Origin of the sequence: Streptomyces sp. NPDC049541, assembly GCF_044465725.1 — a bacterium.
Taxonomy (GTDB): domain Bacteria; phylum Actinomycetota; class Actinomycetes; order Streptomycetales; family Streptomycetaceae; genus Streptomyces.
On sequence record NZ_JBITLY010000001.1, the window covers coordinates 789,706 to 804,704 of the forward strand.

The 14,999-nt window shown below is 71.1% G+C and carries 15 protein-coding genes; 7 read left to right on the forward strand and 8 right to left on the reverse strand.

Translation table 11 applies throughout. The annotated features are described in order from the left end of the window. Positions 1-144: 144 nt before the first annotated feature. On the reverse strand, positions 145-591 hold the full coding sequence (locus tag ACIBW9_RS03555; RefSeq protein ID WP_398950787.1) for a MarR family winged helix-turn-helix transcriptional regulator: 447 nt from the start codon (positions 589-591) through the stop codon (positions 145-147). Between the two features lie 123 nt (positions 592-714). On the opposite strand from ACIBW9_RS03555, the gene ACIBW9_RS03560 reads away from it, so the two are divergent. Together ACIBW9_RS03560 and ACIBW9_RS03565 are read left to right on the forward strand one after the other, a co-directional pair. Then, positions 715-1,713, forward strand: coding sequence for an NADP-dependent oxidoreductase (locus tag ACIBW9_RS03560; protein WP_398950789.1), 999 nt, complete (start codon positions 715-717; stop codon positions 1,711-1,713). Between the two features lie 107 nt (positions 1,714-1,820). After that, positions 1,821-2,240 (forward strand): organic hydroperoxide resistance protein, encoded by a 420-nt coding sequence (locus ACIBW9_RS03565; protein WP_398950791.1) that lies wholly within the window; start codon positions 1,821-1,823, stop codon positions 2,238-2,240. Positions 2,241-2,479: 239 nt separating this feature from the next. Here ACIBW9_RS03565 and ACIBW9_RS03570 read toward each other — a convergent pair whose 3' ends face one another. After that, positions 2,480-3,631, reverse strand: coding sequence for a serine hydrolase domain-containing protein (locus ACIBW9_RS03570; protein WP_398950793.1), 1,152 nt, complete (start codon positions 3,629-3,631; stop codon positions 2,480-2,482). 215 nt (positions 3,632-3,846) lie between these two features. On the opposite strand from ACIBW9_RS03570, the gene ACIBW9_RS03575 reads away from it, so the two are divergent. Both ACIBW9_RS03575 and ACIBW9_RS03580 read left to right on the forward strand, forming a co-directional pair. Beyond that, complete coding sequence (locus ACIBW9_RS03575; protein ID WP_398950796.1) at positions 3,847-4,710, forward strand: hypothetical protein; 864 nt, start codon at positions 3,847-3,849, stop codon at positions 4,708-4,710. A gap of 55 nt (positions 4,711-4,765) precedes the next feature. Then, the gene (locus tag ACIBW9_RS03580) at positions 4,766-5,581 is read left to right on the forward strand and encodes an EI24 domain-containing protein (protein ID WP_398950798.1); all 816 of its coding nucleotides are present in this window, start codon (positions 4,766-4,768) and stop codon (positions 5,579-5,581) included. On the opposite strand, the gene ACIBW9_RS03585 is transcribed toward ACIBW9_RS03580, so the two are convergent. After that, the gene (locus ACIBW9_RS03585; protein WP_398950800.1) at positions 5,559-6,815 is read right to left on the reverse strand and encodes a pyroglutamyl peptidase; all 1,257 of its coding nucleotides are present in this window, start codon (positions 6,813-6,815) and stop codon (positions 5,559-5,561) included. The genes ACIBW9_RS03580 and ACIBW9_RS03585 overlap by 23 nt on opposite strands. Before the next feature lie 152 nt (positions 6,816-6,967). Here ACIBW9_RS03585 and ACIBW9_RS03590 point away from each other — a divergent pair, with 152 nt between their 5' ends. After that, on the forward strand, positions 6,968-7,306 hold the full coding sequence (locus ACIBW9_RS03590; protein ID WP_398950802.1) for a YrdB family protein: 339 nt from the start codon (positions 6,968-6,970) through the stop codon (positions 7,304-7,306). 9 nt (positions 7,307-7,315) lie between these two features. Here the strand turns inward: ACIBW9_RS03590 and ACIBW9_RS03595 are convergent, their stop codons facing one another. Then, a complete protein-coding gene (locus ACIBW9_RS03595) occupies positions 7,316-7,894 on the reverse strand; it encodes a TetR/AcrR family transcriptional regulator (protein WP_398950805.1) in 579 nt (192 codons plus the stop codon). A gap of 103 nt (positions 7,895-7,997) precedes the next feature. Here ACIBW9_RS03595 and ACIBW9_RS03600 point away from each other — a divergent pair, with 103 nt between their 5' ends. Further along, positions 7,998-10,442 (forward strand): beta-glucosidase H, encoded by a 2,445-nt coding sequence (locus ACIBW9_RS03600; protein WP_398950808.1) that lies wholly within the window; start codon positions 7,998-8,000, stop codon positions 10,440-10,442. A 77-nt stretch (positions 10,443-10,519) separates the two neighbouring features. Here the strand turns inward: ACIBW9_RS03600 and ACIBW9_RS03605 are convergent, their stop codons facing one another. Continuing rightward, the gene (locus tag ACIBW9_RS03605) at positions 10,520-11,494 is read right to left on the reverse strand and encodes an aldose epimerase family protein (protein WP_398950810.1); all 975 of its coding nucleotides are present in this window, start codon (positions 11,492-11,494) and stop codon (positions 10,520-10,522) included. A gap of 46 nt (positions 11,495-11,540) precedes the next feature. After that, complete coding sequence (locus ACIBW9_RS03610) at positions 11,541-12,428, reverse strand: SGNH/GDSL hydrolase family protein (RefSeq protein WP_398950812.1); 888 nt, start codon at positions 12,426-12,428, stop codon at positions 11,541-11,543. A gap of 266 nt (positions 12,429-12,694) precedes the next feature. On the opposite strand from ACIBW9_RS03610, the gene ACIBW9_RS03615 reads away from it, so the two are divergent. Then, positions 12,695-13,189, forward strand: a complete 495-nt coding sequence (locus ACIBW9_RS03615; RefSeq protein ID WP_115908388.1) for a DUF3145 domain-containing protein — start codon at positions 12,695-12,697, stop codon at positions 13,187-13,189. 152 nt (positions 13,190-13,341) lie between these two features. Here ACIBW9_RS03615 and fabF read toward each other — a convergent pair whose 3' ends face one another. Both fabF and ACIBW9_RS03625 read right to left on the reverse strand, forming a co-directional pair. After that, positions 13,342-14,613 (reverse strand): beta-ketoacyl-ACP synthase II, encoded by a 1,272-nt coding sequence (gene fabF, locus ACIBW9_RS03620; protein WP_398950814.1) that lies wholly within the window; start codon positions 14,611-14,613, stop codon positions 13,342-13,344. A 79-nt stretch (positions 14,614-14,692) separates the two neighbouring features. After that, positions 14,693-14,941, reverse strand: coding sequence for an acyl carrier protein (locus ACIBW9_RS03625; protein ID WP_015660680.1), 249 nt, complete (start codon positions 14,939-14,941; stop codon positions 14,693-14,695). Positions 14,942-14,999: the final 58 nt, after the last annotated feature.

A 14,999-nucleotide genomic window follows, 5' to 3' on the forward strand; every position in this document is an offset into this window, starting at 1 on the left:
CGCCGCGCGGGCGGCCCCCGCCCCCCGCCCCCCCCCCCGCCGCCCCCGCCCCCCCCCCCCCCCCCCCCCCCCCCCCCCCCCCCCCCCCCCCCCCCCCCCCCCCCCCCCCCCCCCCACCTCTCGCGTGTCGGGCCCTGCCGGGTCTCAGCTCTCGGGCTGCTGCAGCATCCGCTGCAGCAGGCCCCTCAGCGCCAGCCGTTCCTCCCTGCCGAGCCCGGCCAGCGGTTCGCGCGCGAAGCGCAGGGACTCGCGCAGGTTCTTGGCCACCTGACGGCCCTCCTGCGTCGCCGCGGCCAGCTTCACGCGCCGGTCGGCCGGGTCGGGGCGGCGTTCCACCAGGCCACGGGACTCCAGGCGGTCGACGATGCCGGTCACGTTGGACGGCTCGCACTTCAGTTTCTGGGCCAGCTTGCGCATGGGCAGCGGTTCCAGGGAGAGCAGACTCAGCAGGCGGGCCTGGGCGCCGGTCAGCGAGTGCTCGGCGGCGGCGTTCTCGTAGTCCTCGTGATAGCGGGCCACGATGTCGCCGATGAGCTCGACGACCTCCAGGGTCAGTTCATCGGGACGACGGGTGTTCGGTGGAGTGGCCATGGGTTCAGCGTACCCCGTTACTTGACAACCTGAAATATTCAGGAGCATGGTTGTTTCAGGTACTGAAGTATTTGGTACCCGCAGCTTCTGAAGTTCTTCCCGCACGCTTGAAAGGCACTCGTCATGATCAACCGCGAATGGCACCTGCTCAGCCGTCCCGTCGGCTGGCCGAAGCCCGAGGACTTCGCCCTGGTCGAGACGGAGGTCGCGGCGCCGGGTGAGGGGCAGGTGCTGGTCCGCAACAAGTACCTCTCCGTCGACCCGTACATGCGCGGCCGCATGAGCGACGCCAAGTCGTACGTCGCGCCCTTCGAGCTGGGCAAGGTCATGCAGGGCGGCGCGGTCGGCGAGGTCCTCGAGTCCAACGCCGAGGGCATCGCCGTCGGCGACCATGTGCTGCACTTCCTCGGCTGGCGCGAGTACGCGGTCGTGGACGCGAAGACCGCCGTCAAGGTCGACCCGGAGGCCGCGCCACTGAGCACGTATCTCGGTGTGCTCGGCATGACGGGTCTGACGGCGTACGCCGGCCTGCTGCGGGTCGGTGCCTTCAAGGAGGGCGACGCGGTCTTCGTGTCCGGCGCCGCGGGTGCCGTCGGCAGCCAGGTGGGCCAGATCGCGAAGCTGAAGGGCGCCTCCCGGGTCATCGGCTCGGCCGGCTCCGACGAGAAGGTCAAGCTCCTGGTCGAGGAGTACGGCTTCGACGCGGCCTTCAACTACAAGAACGGCCCGGTCTGGGAGCAGCTCAAGGCGGCCGCCCCGGACGGCATCGACGTCTACTTCGACAACGTCGGCGGCGAGCACCTCGAGGCCGCGATCGGCGCGCTCAACCTCAAGGGCCGGGCCGTGATCTGCGGCATGATCTCGCAGTACAACTCGACCGAGCCGACGCCCGGCCCGCGCAACATGGTCAAGATCCTGCAGAACCGGCTCCGCGTCGAGGGCGTCCTGGTCGGCGACCACTACGACCTGCAGCCCGAGTTCGTCCGGGAGGTCGGCCCCTGGGTCGCCTCGGGGCAGCTGAAGTACCGCGAGACGGTCGTCGAGGGCATCGAGAACAACCTGGAGGCCTTCCTCGGGGTCCTGCGCGGCGACAACACCGGCAAGATGATCGTCAAGCTGTAGGTCTGCCCCGGACCCTTCTCGCTGTTTCCGGTATGCGGTAACTTCTTTCCGAAACCGTCGTCGATCGTGGGCGCGAGTCGCGGCGGACCGAGGAGGAAGACAACCGCATGTCCATCCAGCAGACCGACGTCCTCTACACGGCCGTCGCCACCGCCGAGAACGGTCGCGACGGCCGGGTCGCCACCCACGACGGCAAGCTCGACGTCGTCGTGAACCCGCCCAAGGAGCTGGGCGGCAGCGGCGCCGGCACCAACCCTGAGCAGCTGTTCGCGGCCGGGTACAGCGCCTGCTTCCAGGGCGCGCTGGGCGTCGTGGCGCGCCAGGAGAAGGCCGACATCTCCGGCTCGACGGTCACCGCGAAGGTCGGCATCGGCAAGAACGACGACGGCTTCGGGATCATCGTAGAGATCTCGGCCCACATCCCGAACGTCGACGCGGAAACCGCCGGTGCCCTCCTGGAGAAGGCCCACCTGGTCTGCCCGTACTCCAAGGCAACCCGCGGCAACATCACCGTGACGCTGGTCTGACGAACTCGTTGCTACGACGGAGGCCGCACCCTTGGACGTGGGGTGCGGTCTCCATCCTTTTGCTTCGTTCGCCTCCGGGGGCGCTTTGTGCCGGTGTCGAGAGACCGATCGTGCTCAGCGCTTCGCGCCTCCGCGCGTTCGGTCTCTCGACACCGGCGCGCCCCCTACGGCTCTCTTCACGGCCGGTGTCCGGTGGTGCAGTGGGCGTCGGAGGGCCTGTGGCCCTTGGTGCAGCGCTGTCAGCTTGCCAGGGCGGCTGTGTGCACCGCCTTCACCAGCCGCTCGTTCTCCGGTGCCGCCCCGCCCGGGAAGGCGATGCGCCGCCGGGTGTAGCCGTACGCCAGCCCGCTGCGCGGGTCCGCGAAGGCCTGGGAGCCGCCCGCCCCGGAGTGCCCGAAGGCCCCGGCGCCCAGGAACAGGTACCAGGCCTCGCCCGTCGCCTGGAAGCCGAGGCCGAAGGCCCGGTGGGCGCGGGTCACCAGGTCGTACCCGACCGAGTGGACCTGCCCGACCTCGGCGACGGTGTCCGGCTTCAGCAGTGGCGGCCGCCCCGCCACCTCGCTGATCGCCGCCGCGTACATCCCGGCGAGCCCGCGCGCCGCGGCCACTCCGCCCGCCGACGCCGGGCCCTTGGCCCGCACCGTACGGGAGTTGGCGTGGTCGACCAGGTCCCCGGGCTCGGGCACATGGGTGTTGAAGGCGATGGAGGAGAGCGTGTGCGGCCCTCTCGGCGCCGCGTCCAGCACGGCCTGCTGCTTCGCCGTCGGGGTCATGGGCTGCGCGGACCGGAAGCGGGGCTCCAGTGCCTCGGGCAGCCCCAGGTGGAAGTCCAGCCCGTAGGGCGCCCGCACCCGCTCCTCGTAGATCTCCTGGAGGGTGTGGCCTGTGGCCCGCCGCACCACCTCGCCGGTGAGCGCGCCGATGACGAGCGCGTGGTAGCCGAACGCCGTGCCCGGGCGCCAGAACGGCCGCTGGTCCGCAAGCCGTTCCGCGATCGCGCGGTCGTCGGTCAGCTCGTCCTTGCTGAACCCGGTGTCGAGCCCGATCAGCCCGGCGCGATGCGTGACCAGGTCGCGCAGCGTCAGCACCGCCTTGCCCTCGGCGCCGAACTCCGGCCAGTAGTACGCCACTTTGCGGTCCAGCTCCAGCGTGCCGTCCTGCACGAGGAGCGCGACGACCAGATGGGCGGCACCCTTGGTCGAGGAGAACACGCCGTAGAGGGACTCGGCGTCGTTGTCGTCCCCGGCCCACAGGTCGACGACCTTCCGGCCGTGCACAAAGGCGCACAACTGGCCCTCGTAGTCGGGCAGTTCCCCCGCCACGAACGCGGCGAACTCCTCACGCACCGCCTCGAAGCCGTCCGCGACGGTGCCGTGGATCTGCTGCGTCATCCGTTCTCCTCAAGCTCGGGCGCTGGGCGAGGGGGCTTGCTGAGATCGATACGGCGAGATGTACCTGTTCGACTCAACCCCAACAAGAGGCGGTTCATGTCACGGATGCCCCGTATGACGTGGCGCGGGTGGGCCGGAGGGGGCGACGCAGTCCGTCGGATGGGGGCATGCTGAGGGGCGACCGTCGGCACCGAGGCTCCATCCGAGGAGAGCCCATGGCAACGATCCGTTCGCTTCCCAGCAGGGACGACGTGCTGCGCATGGCACGCAACACCACCGACATCACCGGCCAGCTCCTGGACACGGCCGGGAACATCACCCGGATCGCGATCAACACCTTCGACCCGCGGGACGGCTCGGGCGCGGAGGTGCTGCGCGTGCTGCGCGAGACCACCGCGGAACTGGCCGAGGCGAGCGCGTCCCCGCAGGCGCAGGAGGCGTTCTACCGGATCGTCGACACCCTGACCCGGCTGGGCACGAGCGGGGCGCCGCTCGCCGTGCACCCCGTGAGCGAACCGGCGCAGGCCCTTCTGGCGGCGATCGGCGACAGCCTGCTGCCGGTGCTGGACGCGGTCGAGCCGGCCGTCGAGGAGTTCGCGGACGCCCTCGGCGACCTGGTCGAGGCGACGTCCCCCGTGCTGCCCGCGGCGGCGGGCGTGGCCGCGGGTGCGCTGCTCGCGTTGACGCCGGTGCTCCGAGCGGCAGCGGACGTCCTGCGCGACTCGTCCCCCGAACTCCGCCGCGTCGCCGACGCGCTGACCGCCGCCCTCGCCCCGCTGATGCCACTCCAGGTCGCCCTCGCAGAGCGCGCCGCAGCCGCCGGAGCGGGCGTGGTCCGAGCAACCCTGCCGCCACTGGCCGACCTCGCGGAGGCAGCAGCGGCCACGACAAAGGCGGCCCGCCCGCTCCTGGTCGCGAGCGAGGAGCTCCTGGTGTCCGGCCTGGAGCAGCTCCAGCCCTTGCTGCTGGCCGCGGCGGCCCGAGCGGGGCGGGTGGCACGGGCGGCGGCGATACGGGTGAGCGCGGCGGTGTCGCCGGCGGCGGATCAGGGAGTCGTGGTGGCCGTCACCCCGGTGTAGTGCCAGGTGTTCGACGGGGGCCGTCGGAGAAACCGGGGCCCGATAGGGTTCCCGCATGCGCGATCTCGGGGCGGGCTTCACCTACCTTCTGAAGGGCCAACGCTGGGTGTCCAGGCATGGCAAGCAGTACGGCTTCGGCCTGCTGCCGGGCCTGATCACCCTCGTCCTCTACGCAGCGGCGCTCATCGCCCTCGCCGTCCGGGGCGAAGACGCCGTCACCTGGGCGACCCCCTTCGCCAACGACTGGTCCAGCCCCTGGCAAGGCCTCTTCCGCGGTTTCCTCACGGCGGTGCTCTTCGCCCTGGCCCTCCTCCTCGCCGTCCTCACCTTCACGGCCGTGACCCTCCTCGTCGGCCAGCCCTTCTACGAGAACCTCTCGGAGAAGGTCGACGCGGACGTGTCGCCCGACGGCACCGCCCCCGAGTCCGGACTGCCCCTGTGGCGCGAGCTGTGGATCTCGGCCCGCGACAGCCTCCGTATCCTCGTGCGCGCACTGCTCTGGGGCGTCCTGCTCTTCGCCCTCGGCTTTCTGCCGCTCGTCGGCCAGACCGTCGTCCCGGTGATCGGCTTCTTCGTCACGGGGTTCTTCCTCACGGAGGAGCTGACCGCCGTCGCCCTCCAGCGCCGCGGCGTGGAACTGCGCGCCCGCCTCACCCTCCTGCGCTCCCGCAAGACCCTGGTCTGGAGCTTCGGCACCCCGCTGGGCCTGGCCTTCCTGGTGCCGTTCGTCGCGGTGTTCCTGATGCCGGGCGCGGTCGCGGGCGCGACGCTGCTGGCGCGGGAGCTGCTGGGCGAGGAGACCGAGGACGGCGACGAAGACACCGCCGAGGATGCCGAAGGGGAGGACGTCACCCAGCGGTCGTGGCGTTGACCGCGACGGTCAGGATCGCCCGTACCTGAGTGATGATGTCCTGCCGGTTCTGCAGGAACTGCGGGTCCGTGACCGACCCGGTCGCCGGATCGGTGTTGCCCGTGCCGAACTGCAGCACGGGCGTGTGCACATGGCCGCCGGGCAGGGTGTCGTGCAGCCCGAGACGGTCCCGCAGCAGGGTGGCCCGGTAGGCGATCTCGTTGGACAGGTAGTTCCCGCCGCCTCCGGCCCGCGCGGTGGACCCGTCCGTCGGCCCGTCCGGGCGTACCACCGCATCCGTGCCGCCCGCCGGGATCTCCGTCACCTCCGTGTGGTCGTACACCGGGAAGCGTCCCGTGTCCGCGGCCACGATCGCCTTGTACGGCAGGGTGGTCGTCGTCCACTGCGGCTGTGAGGCCGGATCGGTGACAGGGACGGTCTCCGTCCGGCTGACGTTGTCGTTGTCGGGGAACCCGCCCCGCCAGGCCCCGTTGGTCCGCTCCACGTCGAACCGCCCGACCCGCCCCTGGCTCACGGTCGTGAACAGGTCCACCCGCTTCAGATACGGCCGCAGCGTCCGCTCCACCGTCCCGTCCGCGAAGTCCTGCCAGCGCACCGGAAAGACGACCGTCTCGACCCGCGCGGGCCCCTTCGCCGTGTCGATCACCGTTCCGTCGAGCGCGAGCGCGGTGGCCCCGGAGGGATTGGAGATCCGGATGTCCCGGTCCAGCGTGAAGGGGTCGAAGCCGGTGACCAGCACGCGCCTGAGGTCCTTGCCGTGCTGCGGGTGGCGGACGTCCGTCTGCCCGCGCGAGGTGCGCTCCAAGACATCGATCAACGCGGCCCGTTGCTGGTCGCCCAGCCCGAACTCGGGCTCCCAGGTGCGCACTTCACGGGTCATCCCGAGCCGCGCCCAGTACAGCGGCCGGTCGTCGTCCCGTGCCAGGTCTCCACCCGCCGGACCACGCCCCTGAGCCCGGTCCACCGCCCGCCGCCACAGCACCGAACCCTCGTGTACGACGACGCGGCGGGCCTGCGCATACGAACGGGCCTTCTCCAGCGCGCGCGTGAGCCGTGGGGCCACGTCGTCGAACCCGGACCGTTCGAGGATCTCCTGCGGTACGGCCTTGTCGAGCCGCTGCTCCTCCGCGGTGGGGGAGGGGACGGTCGCGGCGGCGGTCGCCGTGGTGGGGGTCGCGAAGCCGGCCAGCAGCGCCAGTCCGAATACACCGATCCGAACACGTATGGAGTTCAAGGGAGTTCAGGTCCTTCCGTCGCCGTCGTGGGGGGAGCGTGGTGCGGACGGCCGCAGTATCGCCCGACGGAAGTGGTCTACGCCATGGTGCGGGTGTGTCAGGTGTGCATCGAGTGCTCCGGAGTGATCGATTCCGGGTGATACTGCCACCCATGAAGGCAGTCAAGGCAGTGAACCTCGGCGTCCTGTTCCTCATCGAACTCGGCGCCCTCGCTGCCGTCTCCTACTGGGGCTTCACCCGGGACGTGGCCGCCCCGCTCGGCTGGCTCCTCGGCCTCGGTGCCCCGGCCGTACTGATCGTGCTGTGGGCCCTGTTCGGCTCCCAGAAGGCCTCGTACAAGACGCGCGGTGCGGTCCGCGTCGGCTTCGAACTGCTCTGGTTCGGGGCCGGTGTGGCCGCGCTGTTCGCCGCCGGGGCGGTGGGCTGGGCCGTCGCCCTCGCCGCGGTGTGCGCGGTGAGCAAGACGCTCGCCGTGATCTGGCGTCAGTAGCGGGGGAGGTCAGACCTCCTCGCCCAGCAGCGCCAGGAAGTCCCGGAACGCCCCCGGCATGTCCACCGACTCGGGGTCCAGCAGCCACTGGTACTGCAGACCGTCCATCACCGCCACCAGCAGCGGAGCCGTCCGTTCCGGGGTCAGCCCGTTCGGCAGCCGCTCCCCGTACTCCGCCCGGAGCACCGCCGCCATGCTCTCCCGTACCTGCCGATACCGTCCGGTGAAGTACGCCCGCGCCGGATGCCCCTCCGTCACGCTCTCGCCCAGCAGTGCCGAGAAGGTCTGGATGATGCCGGGCCGCATCGCGTTGTACTCGACCAGCGAGGCCAGCAGATCCACCCGCCACTGCGTGGCCGGTACGGCGTCCCACTGGTCCCGGTCCTTCAGGACGGCGACCAGCAGCGCGTCCTTGGTCGGGAAGTAGTGCAGCAGCCCCTGCTGGGTCAGCCCGACGCGCTCCGCCACCGCGGCCAGGGACGCCCCCCGGTACCCGCGCTCGGCGATCACCTCCAGCGCCGCCCGCACGATCTCCGCGCGCCGCTCCTCGCTTCTGACCCTGGCGTTCATGGCGTCACCGTACGACATCCCCGTCCAGTCGATATTACGGCACGATAACGAAACCTACCAAGTTACAGGGAGCGGGTGCACGATGGGGCAGGACGACATGACTCGATGAGGAGGCACCGCCATGGCGGGAACCCCTGGAACCTCTCCGGCCGACCGGGCGCGCGAGGCCGCCGTGGACGCGGCGCTCGGCAAGCTGGACCTGGACGCCAAGGCCCGGCTGCTGTCCGGCCAGGACATGTGGTCCCTGCCCGCCCTGCCGGAGATCGGCCTGAAGTCCCTCGTCATGTCCGACGGCCCGATCGGCGTCCGGGGCGTGCGCTGGACCGCCGACGACCCCTCCATCGCCCTGCCGTCCCCGACCGCCCTGGCCGCCACCTGGGACCCGGAACTCGCCCGCCGCGCCGGCACCCTGCTCGCGCAGGAGGCCCGCCGCAAGGGCGTGCACGTCCTGCTCGCCCCCACGGTCAATCTCCACCGCTCCCCGCTCGGCGGACGGCACTTCGAGGCCTACAGCGAGGACCCGTATCTGACCGGGCTGATCGGCACGGGTTATGTGCGGGGCGTCCAGTCCGGCGGCGTCGGCACCACCGTCAAGCACTTCGTCGCCAACGACGCCGAGACCGACCGCTTCACCGTCAACAACCTTGTCTCCCCGCGCGCCCTGCGCGAGCTCTACCTGGCGCCCTTCGAGCTCATCGTCGAGAACGCCCACCCCTGGGGCATCATGACCGCCTACAACACGGTCAACGGCACGACGATGACCGAGCACCGATACCTGGTGAACGAGGTCCTGCGCGGCGAATGGGGCTTCGACGGCTACAACGTCTCCGACTGGATGGCCGCCCGGTCGACGGTCGGCGCCATCGAGGGCGGCCTCGACGTCGCCATGCCCGGCCCGCAGACCGTGTACGGCGCCCCGCTCGCCCAGGCGGTGCGGGACGGCGAGGTCGAGGAGGCCGTCGTCGACGAGGCCGTACGCAACGTCCTGCGGCTCGCCGCCCGCGTCGGCGCCCTGGAGAGCGCCGAGCCCGCCGTCACCGCCCTGCCCGAGCCCGTCGACGGCATCGCACTGGCCCGCGAGATCGCCCGCCGCGCCTTCGTCCTCGTCAAGAACGACAGCAACGCCCTGCCCCTCAAGCCCGGCACGGTGGCGCTGATCGGCGCCGCCGCCCGCGACGCCCGCGTCCTCGGCGGGGGCTCGGCCACGGTCTTCCCGGCCCGGATCGTCTCCCCGCTCGACGGCCTCACCGCCGCCCTCCCCGAAGGCACCCTCAGCTATGCCGTCGGCGCCGACCCCACCACCGAACTCGCCGTCGCCGACAAGGGCTTCGAACTGCGGGCGGTGTGCCGGGACGCGGACGGGAACGTCATCGGGACGGGCTCCGCACCGGGCGGCCAGATCCAGTGGATGGGTTCCGACCTCCCCGAGGGCGTCACCCACGACCGCCTGCACACCGTCGAGCTGACCGGCACCTTCACCCCGCGCGAGACCGGCCTGCACACCTTCGGCGCCAAGGGCACCGGCCACTTCACCCTCACCGTCGACGGCACGACGTACTACGACGACGTCCAGCGCCCCGCAGACGACAGCGACCCCTTCGAGGCCTTCTTCGGTGCCCCGGTACCCCGCGCCCAGGCCGAACTGACCGCGGGCCGACCGGTCGAGGTCTCCCTCACCTACGTCTACGCACTCCCCGAGGAGATTCCCTTCAAGGTCGTCGCCTTCGCGCTCGCCCACCAGGCGCCGCAGCGCGACGCCGACGAGCTGATCGCCGAGGCCGTCGAGGCCGCCCGCGCCGCCGACACCGCCGTCGTCGTGGTCGCCACCACCGACCGTGTCGAGTCGGAGGGCTTCGACCGCAAGGACCTCGACCTCCCCGGCCGCCAGGACGACCTGGTCCGCGCCGTCGCGGCCGCCAACCCGAACACCGTGGTGGTCGTCAACTCCGGCTCCCCGGTCGAGCTGCCCTGGCGGGACGAGGTGGCGGCGGTGCTGCTCAGCTGGTTCCCCGGCCAGGAGGGCGGCGCGGCCCTCGCCGACGTGCTGACCGGCGCACACGAGCCGGGCGGCCGCCTGCCCACCACCTGGGGCTCCCTGTCCGGGGCCCCGGTCACCCAGGTGGTGCCGGTGGACGGCGAACTCGCGTACACGGAGGACGTCTTCATCGGGTACCGGGCCTGGGAGAAGCAGGGCCGCACCCCCTCGTACCCCTTCGGCCACGGTCTCGGCTACACCGACTGGACCTACGAGTCCGTCGAGGTCGACGGCACCACCGCCACGATCCGCGTCCGCAACTCCGGCGAGCGCGCGGGCCGGGAGGTCGTGCAGGTCTACCTGGCGCCGGCCGGGCCCGGCCCGGACCGCCCGGCACGGTGGCTGGTGGGCTTCGCGGGGGTCGAGGCGGCCCCCGGCGAGACGGTGGAAGCGGTCGTCGAGATCCCCCGCCGCGCCTTCGAGGTCTGGGACGAGGAAACGAACTCATGGTCACTTGTGAAGGGTTCGTACGAGATCCAGGTGAGCCGCTCGATCAGCGACCGCCGCCTCGCCGCGACGATTAACGTCTGATCCGGGACAAGTCTCCCCACGAACAGCCCCGGCCCGGGACCTGACCCCTGGGCCGGGGCTCGTGCGTTCCGCTGCCGCTAGCGGATGGTGAAGCCGTACACCGTCTGCGACCGGAACACCCCGCCCGGCCGCAGCACCGTGCTCGGGAAGTCCGGGTGGTTCGGGGAGTCGGGAAAGTGCTGGGTCTCCAGTGCGATGCCCTCGCCGGGGGCGAAGGGGGCGGACAGGTGGTCCGCGGTGTAGATCTGGAGGCCCGGCTCGGTGGTGGCCACGGTCAGCACCCTGCCGGAAGCGGGATCGTGCAGCTCGGCCACCTCACGGGCCCTCTCGGTCACTCCGCCGTCGAGCACGAAGTTGTGGTCGTATCCGGCGCCGACCTTCCGCGCCTGACGGAAGTCGAAGCGCGTGCCCGTCACATCGGCGAGCTCGCCGGTCGGGATCAGATCGGCGTCGACCGGGGTGTAGCGGGAGGCGGCGAGCCGCAGTTCGTGGCCGCCCGCGCTGCCCGCGCCGCCGAGGTTGAAGTAGCTGTGGTTGGTCAGGTTCACCACGGTCGGCGCGTCCGTCACCGCCTCGTACGCGATGCGCAGGGCGCCGGACTCGTCGAGCGTGAACGTCGCCGAGACCTCCAGCCGCCCCGGGAAGCCCTCCTCGCCGTGCGCACTGACCCGGCTCAGCCGCACCCCGTACTCCCCGGCCCGCGTCACCTCCCACACCCGCTTGTCGAAGCCGTGCGCGCCGCCGTGCAGGGAGTTGGGCGGAGTGTTCTGCTCCAGCGCGTACGTCACCCCGTCCAGCGGGAAGCGGCCGCCCGCGATCCGGTTGGCGTACCGGCCGATCAGCGCGCCGAGGTACGGCTCCGGGTGCGCGAGATAGCCGTCCAGGTCCGCGAACCCCAGCACCACGTTCCCGGCCCGCCCGTCCCGGTCCGGGACCTCCAGGGACTGCACGATCCCGCCGTACGACAGGATCCGCACCCGCACGCCGGCGCGGTCCAGGGTCCAGCGGTGAACCGGGGTGCCGTCGGGAAGTGTGCCGAAGAGTTCGTTCATGTGCGGAACTTTAAAACACGGCCCTCTGACCCCGGATCACAGCACCTCACGCCTTCTTCCCCGTGACCTTCCGGTAGGCGATCTCCGCCAGCCGCGCCTGCCCGTTCACACTGGGGTGGAACCAGTCCCACTGGCTCAGCTGGGCCGTGCCGAACCGGTAGTCGTACACCGCGCCCCCGTCGAACCGGCACCGCCGGTCCTTCGCGCAGACCTCCTCCAGCACCTTGTTGTACGCCTCCACGCGCTTCTGCACGGTGTCCCGTCGCAGCGTCGCCGCCGAGTCAAGCGCGTCCGCGTCGCCCAGCATGGACGGGCAGATGCCGAGCTTCCACACCTGCTTGCCCAGCGGATTGGTGCGCCCCTCGGACCACAGCCGCTTCAGGTTCGGCACGCTCGCCACGTACACCTGCGTCTTCGGCAGCGACCTGCGCAGGGTGCTCAGCGCATCCTGGAAGTCGGCGCGGAAGCTCTCCACCGAGGTCATGGCGGCGGTGCTGGCCCGGCAGGCGTCGTTCGCCCCCGCCATCACCGTCACCAACTGCGGCCTGCGCGTCACCGCCTGCGCCATCTGACCCGGCAGGTCCGCCATCCGCGCCCCGGTCACCGCGTAGTTCCAGCTGCGCTCGGCGGCCTGCGCCTTCCCCAGCAGCCGTACCGCGAGGCTGTCGACCTTGGCGCTTGTGCCGGTCGCCCAGGACACCTCGGGGCAGTCCGACAGGACCGTACAGGCGTCGAAGCCACGCGTGATGGAGTCACCTACCGCCGCGATCGAACGGGGGCTCACGTCCCACGCCGGCGCGGGCTTCGCGCTGTGTGCCTTCGTGCCCGTCGGCCCGGCGGAGTTGCCACCGACGGCGTCACACCCGGCGACGCCCAGGACGGTCACCGCCACGGCGGCCAGAACGGTCCGTGAACGGTGGCTTGGCTTCCGCATACGCCGGTGATCCCCTCGGTGCGTCCGTCTGTGTACGGATGTGTCACCCCATAACAACGCGCGGGAGTTCCCGATCCACGCACCCTGCAACGGTTCACACCCGTACAAGCGTCCTGCCGGGTGAATGGCGGACGTTTCAGCGCATCGGGACCGACGGTACGTCACACTCCTTGCGCCGCCGCACGGTAGCCTCGCCATCAACGTGGCCGTCCGGCCACGGCCGTCCGCCCGTTCGCCAGATTGTCCTGCTCTGCCCGGAGGTCCCGGTGACGACACGTGGGGTTCTGTACGTGCACTCCGCGCCGCGCGCGCTGTGCCCGCACGTCGAGTGGGCCGTCGCCGGGGTGCTCGGCACACGCGTCAACCTCGACTGGATCCGGCAGCCCGCCGCGCCGGGCACCTGGCGCTCGGAGTTCTCCTGGCAGGGCGAGGTCGGCACGGCGTCCAAGCTGGCCTCCGCGCTGCGCGGCTGGCAGCTGCTGCGCTTCGAGGTCACCGCCGAGCCCTGCCCCACCGCGGAGGGCGAACGCTACAGCTGCACCCCCGACCTCGGCATCTTCCACGCCGTCACCGGCATCCACGGCGACATCCTCATCCCCGAGGACCGCCTCCGCGCCGCCCTGACCCGCTCACAGCAGGGCGAAACGGAACTGGAGTCCGAAATCACCAAGCTCCTCGGAAAGCCGTGGGACGACGAGTTGGAGCCTTTCCGTTATGCGGGAGAAGGAGCACCGGTTCGCTGGCTCCACCAGGTGGTGTGAGTTTTTGGGGGGCGCGGGGCTGTGTCGATATGCGGCTCCGCCGCGTGGGCGCGACAAGCCGCAGACGGCCCGCAGTAGGCCGACAACAGACGTCAGAACGGTGAGTGGCCCGCCCCCAATCCGGGGACGGGCCACTCACCGTTCACGACACATCAGATCGTGCGGAACGCGAGCACCACGTTGTGCCCACCGAACCCGAAGGAGTCGTTGAGGGCCGCGATACGGCCCTCAACAGGCAGCTTCCGCGCCTCACCGCGAACGATGTCCGCAGCCGCCTCCGCCTCAGGGTCAAGGTTCTCGACATTGATGGTCGGCGGCGCGACCCGGTGGTACAGCGCCAGGATCGTGGCGACGGACTCGACACCACCCGCACCACCCAGCAGATGACCGGTCATCGACTTGGTGGCCGAGACCGCCATGTGGTCGGCATCGTCGCCGAACACCTTCCGCAGCGCCTTGAGCTCGGCCACGTCACCGGCAGGCGTCGAGGTGGCGTGCGCGTTGACGTGCACGATCTCCGCCGGGTCCAGGTCGGTGCGCTCCAGCAGGTTCTGGAGGGCGTGCGAGATGCCGCGGCCCTCGGGCTCCGGCTGCACGATGTCGTGGCTGTCGGCGGAGATGCCCTGGCCGACCGCCTCCGCGTAGACGCGGGCACCGCGCTTGGCGGCGTGCTCGGCGGACTCCAGGACGAGGACGCCGGCGCCCTCGCCGAGGACGAAGCCGTCACGGGCGACGTCGTAGGGCCGCGAGGCGCCCTGCGGGTCGTCGTTGTTCTTGGACATCGCCATCATGTTGCCGAACGCGGCGATGGGGAGCGGGTGGATGGCCGCCTCCGTGCCACCCGCGACGACGACGTCGGCGCGGCCGGTGCGGATCATCTCGATGGCGTAGCCGATGGCCTCGGCGCCCGACGCACAGGCGGAGACCGGGGTGTGCACGCCCGCACGGGCGCCCACGAGCAGACCCACGTTGGCGGAGGGGCTGTTCGGCATCAGCATGGGGACGGTGTGCGGGGAGACGCGGCGTACGCCCTTCTCCTTGAGCACGTCGTACTGGTCGAGCAGGGTCGTCACACCGCCGATGCCGGAGGCGATGACGGCACCGAGACGGTCCGGGTCGATGCTCGCATCGTCGCCCGCCTTCTCGGTGAAACCGGCGTCCGCCCAGGCCTCCTTGGCCGCGATCAGCGCGAACTGCGCCGAGCGGTCCAGGCGGCGGGCCTGCGGACGGGGGATGACCTCGGTGGGCTCCACGGCGACCGGTGCGGCGATACGGACCGCCTGCTCGGCGGCCCACTCCTGCTCCAGGGGCTTCACGCCGGACTTGCCGGCGATCAGGCCCTCCCAGGTAGAGGCTGCGTCGCCACCCAGCGGTGTGGTTGCGCCGATACCGGTGACGACCACGGTGCGATTGGTCGGGCTCACGGGAATTCTTTCTCCAACGGATCGGGATTCAGCGGCGCCACCGCCGGGTGGCGGGGCAATGCAGCCGGGCCTAGAAGGCTCAGGCCTGGTGCTTGAGGATGTAGTCGGTCGCGTCGCCGACCGTCTTGAGGTTCTTGACGTCCTCGTCCGGGATCTTGACGTCGAAGCGCTCTTCGGCGGCGACGACGACCTCGACCATGGACAGCGAGTCGACGTCCAGGTCGTCGGTGAAGGACTTGTCCAGCTGGACGTCCTCAACCGGGATGCCGGCGATCTCGTTCACGATGTCGGCGAGACCGGCGACGATCTCTTCCTGAGTGGCGGCCATGTCAGGCGCTCCTTCGTAGTAATCCAGAGGGTGTGGCGCCCGCCGCGTCAGCGGCAGG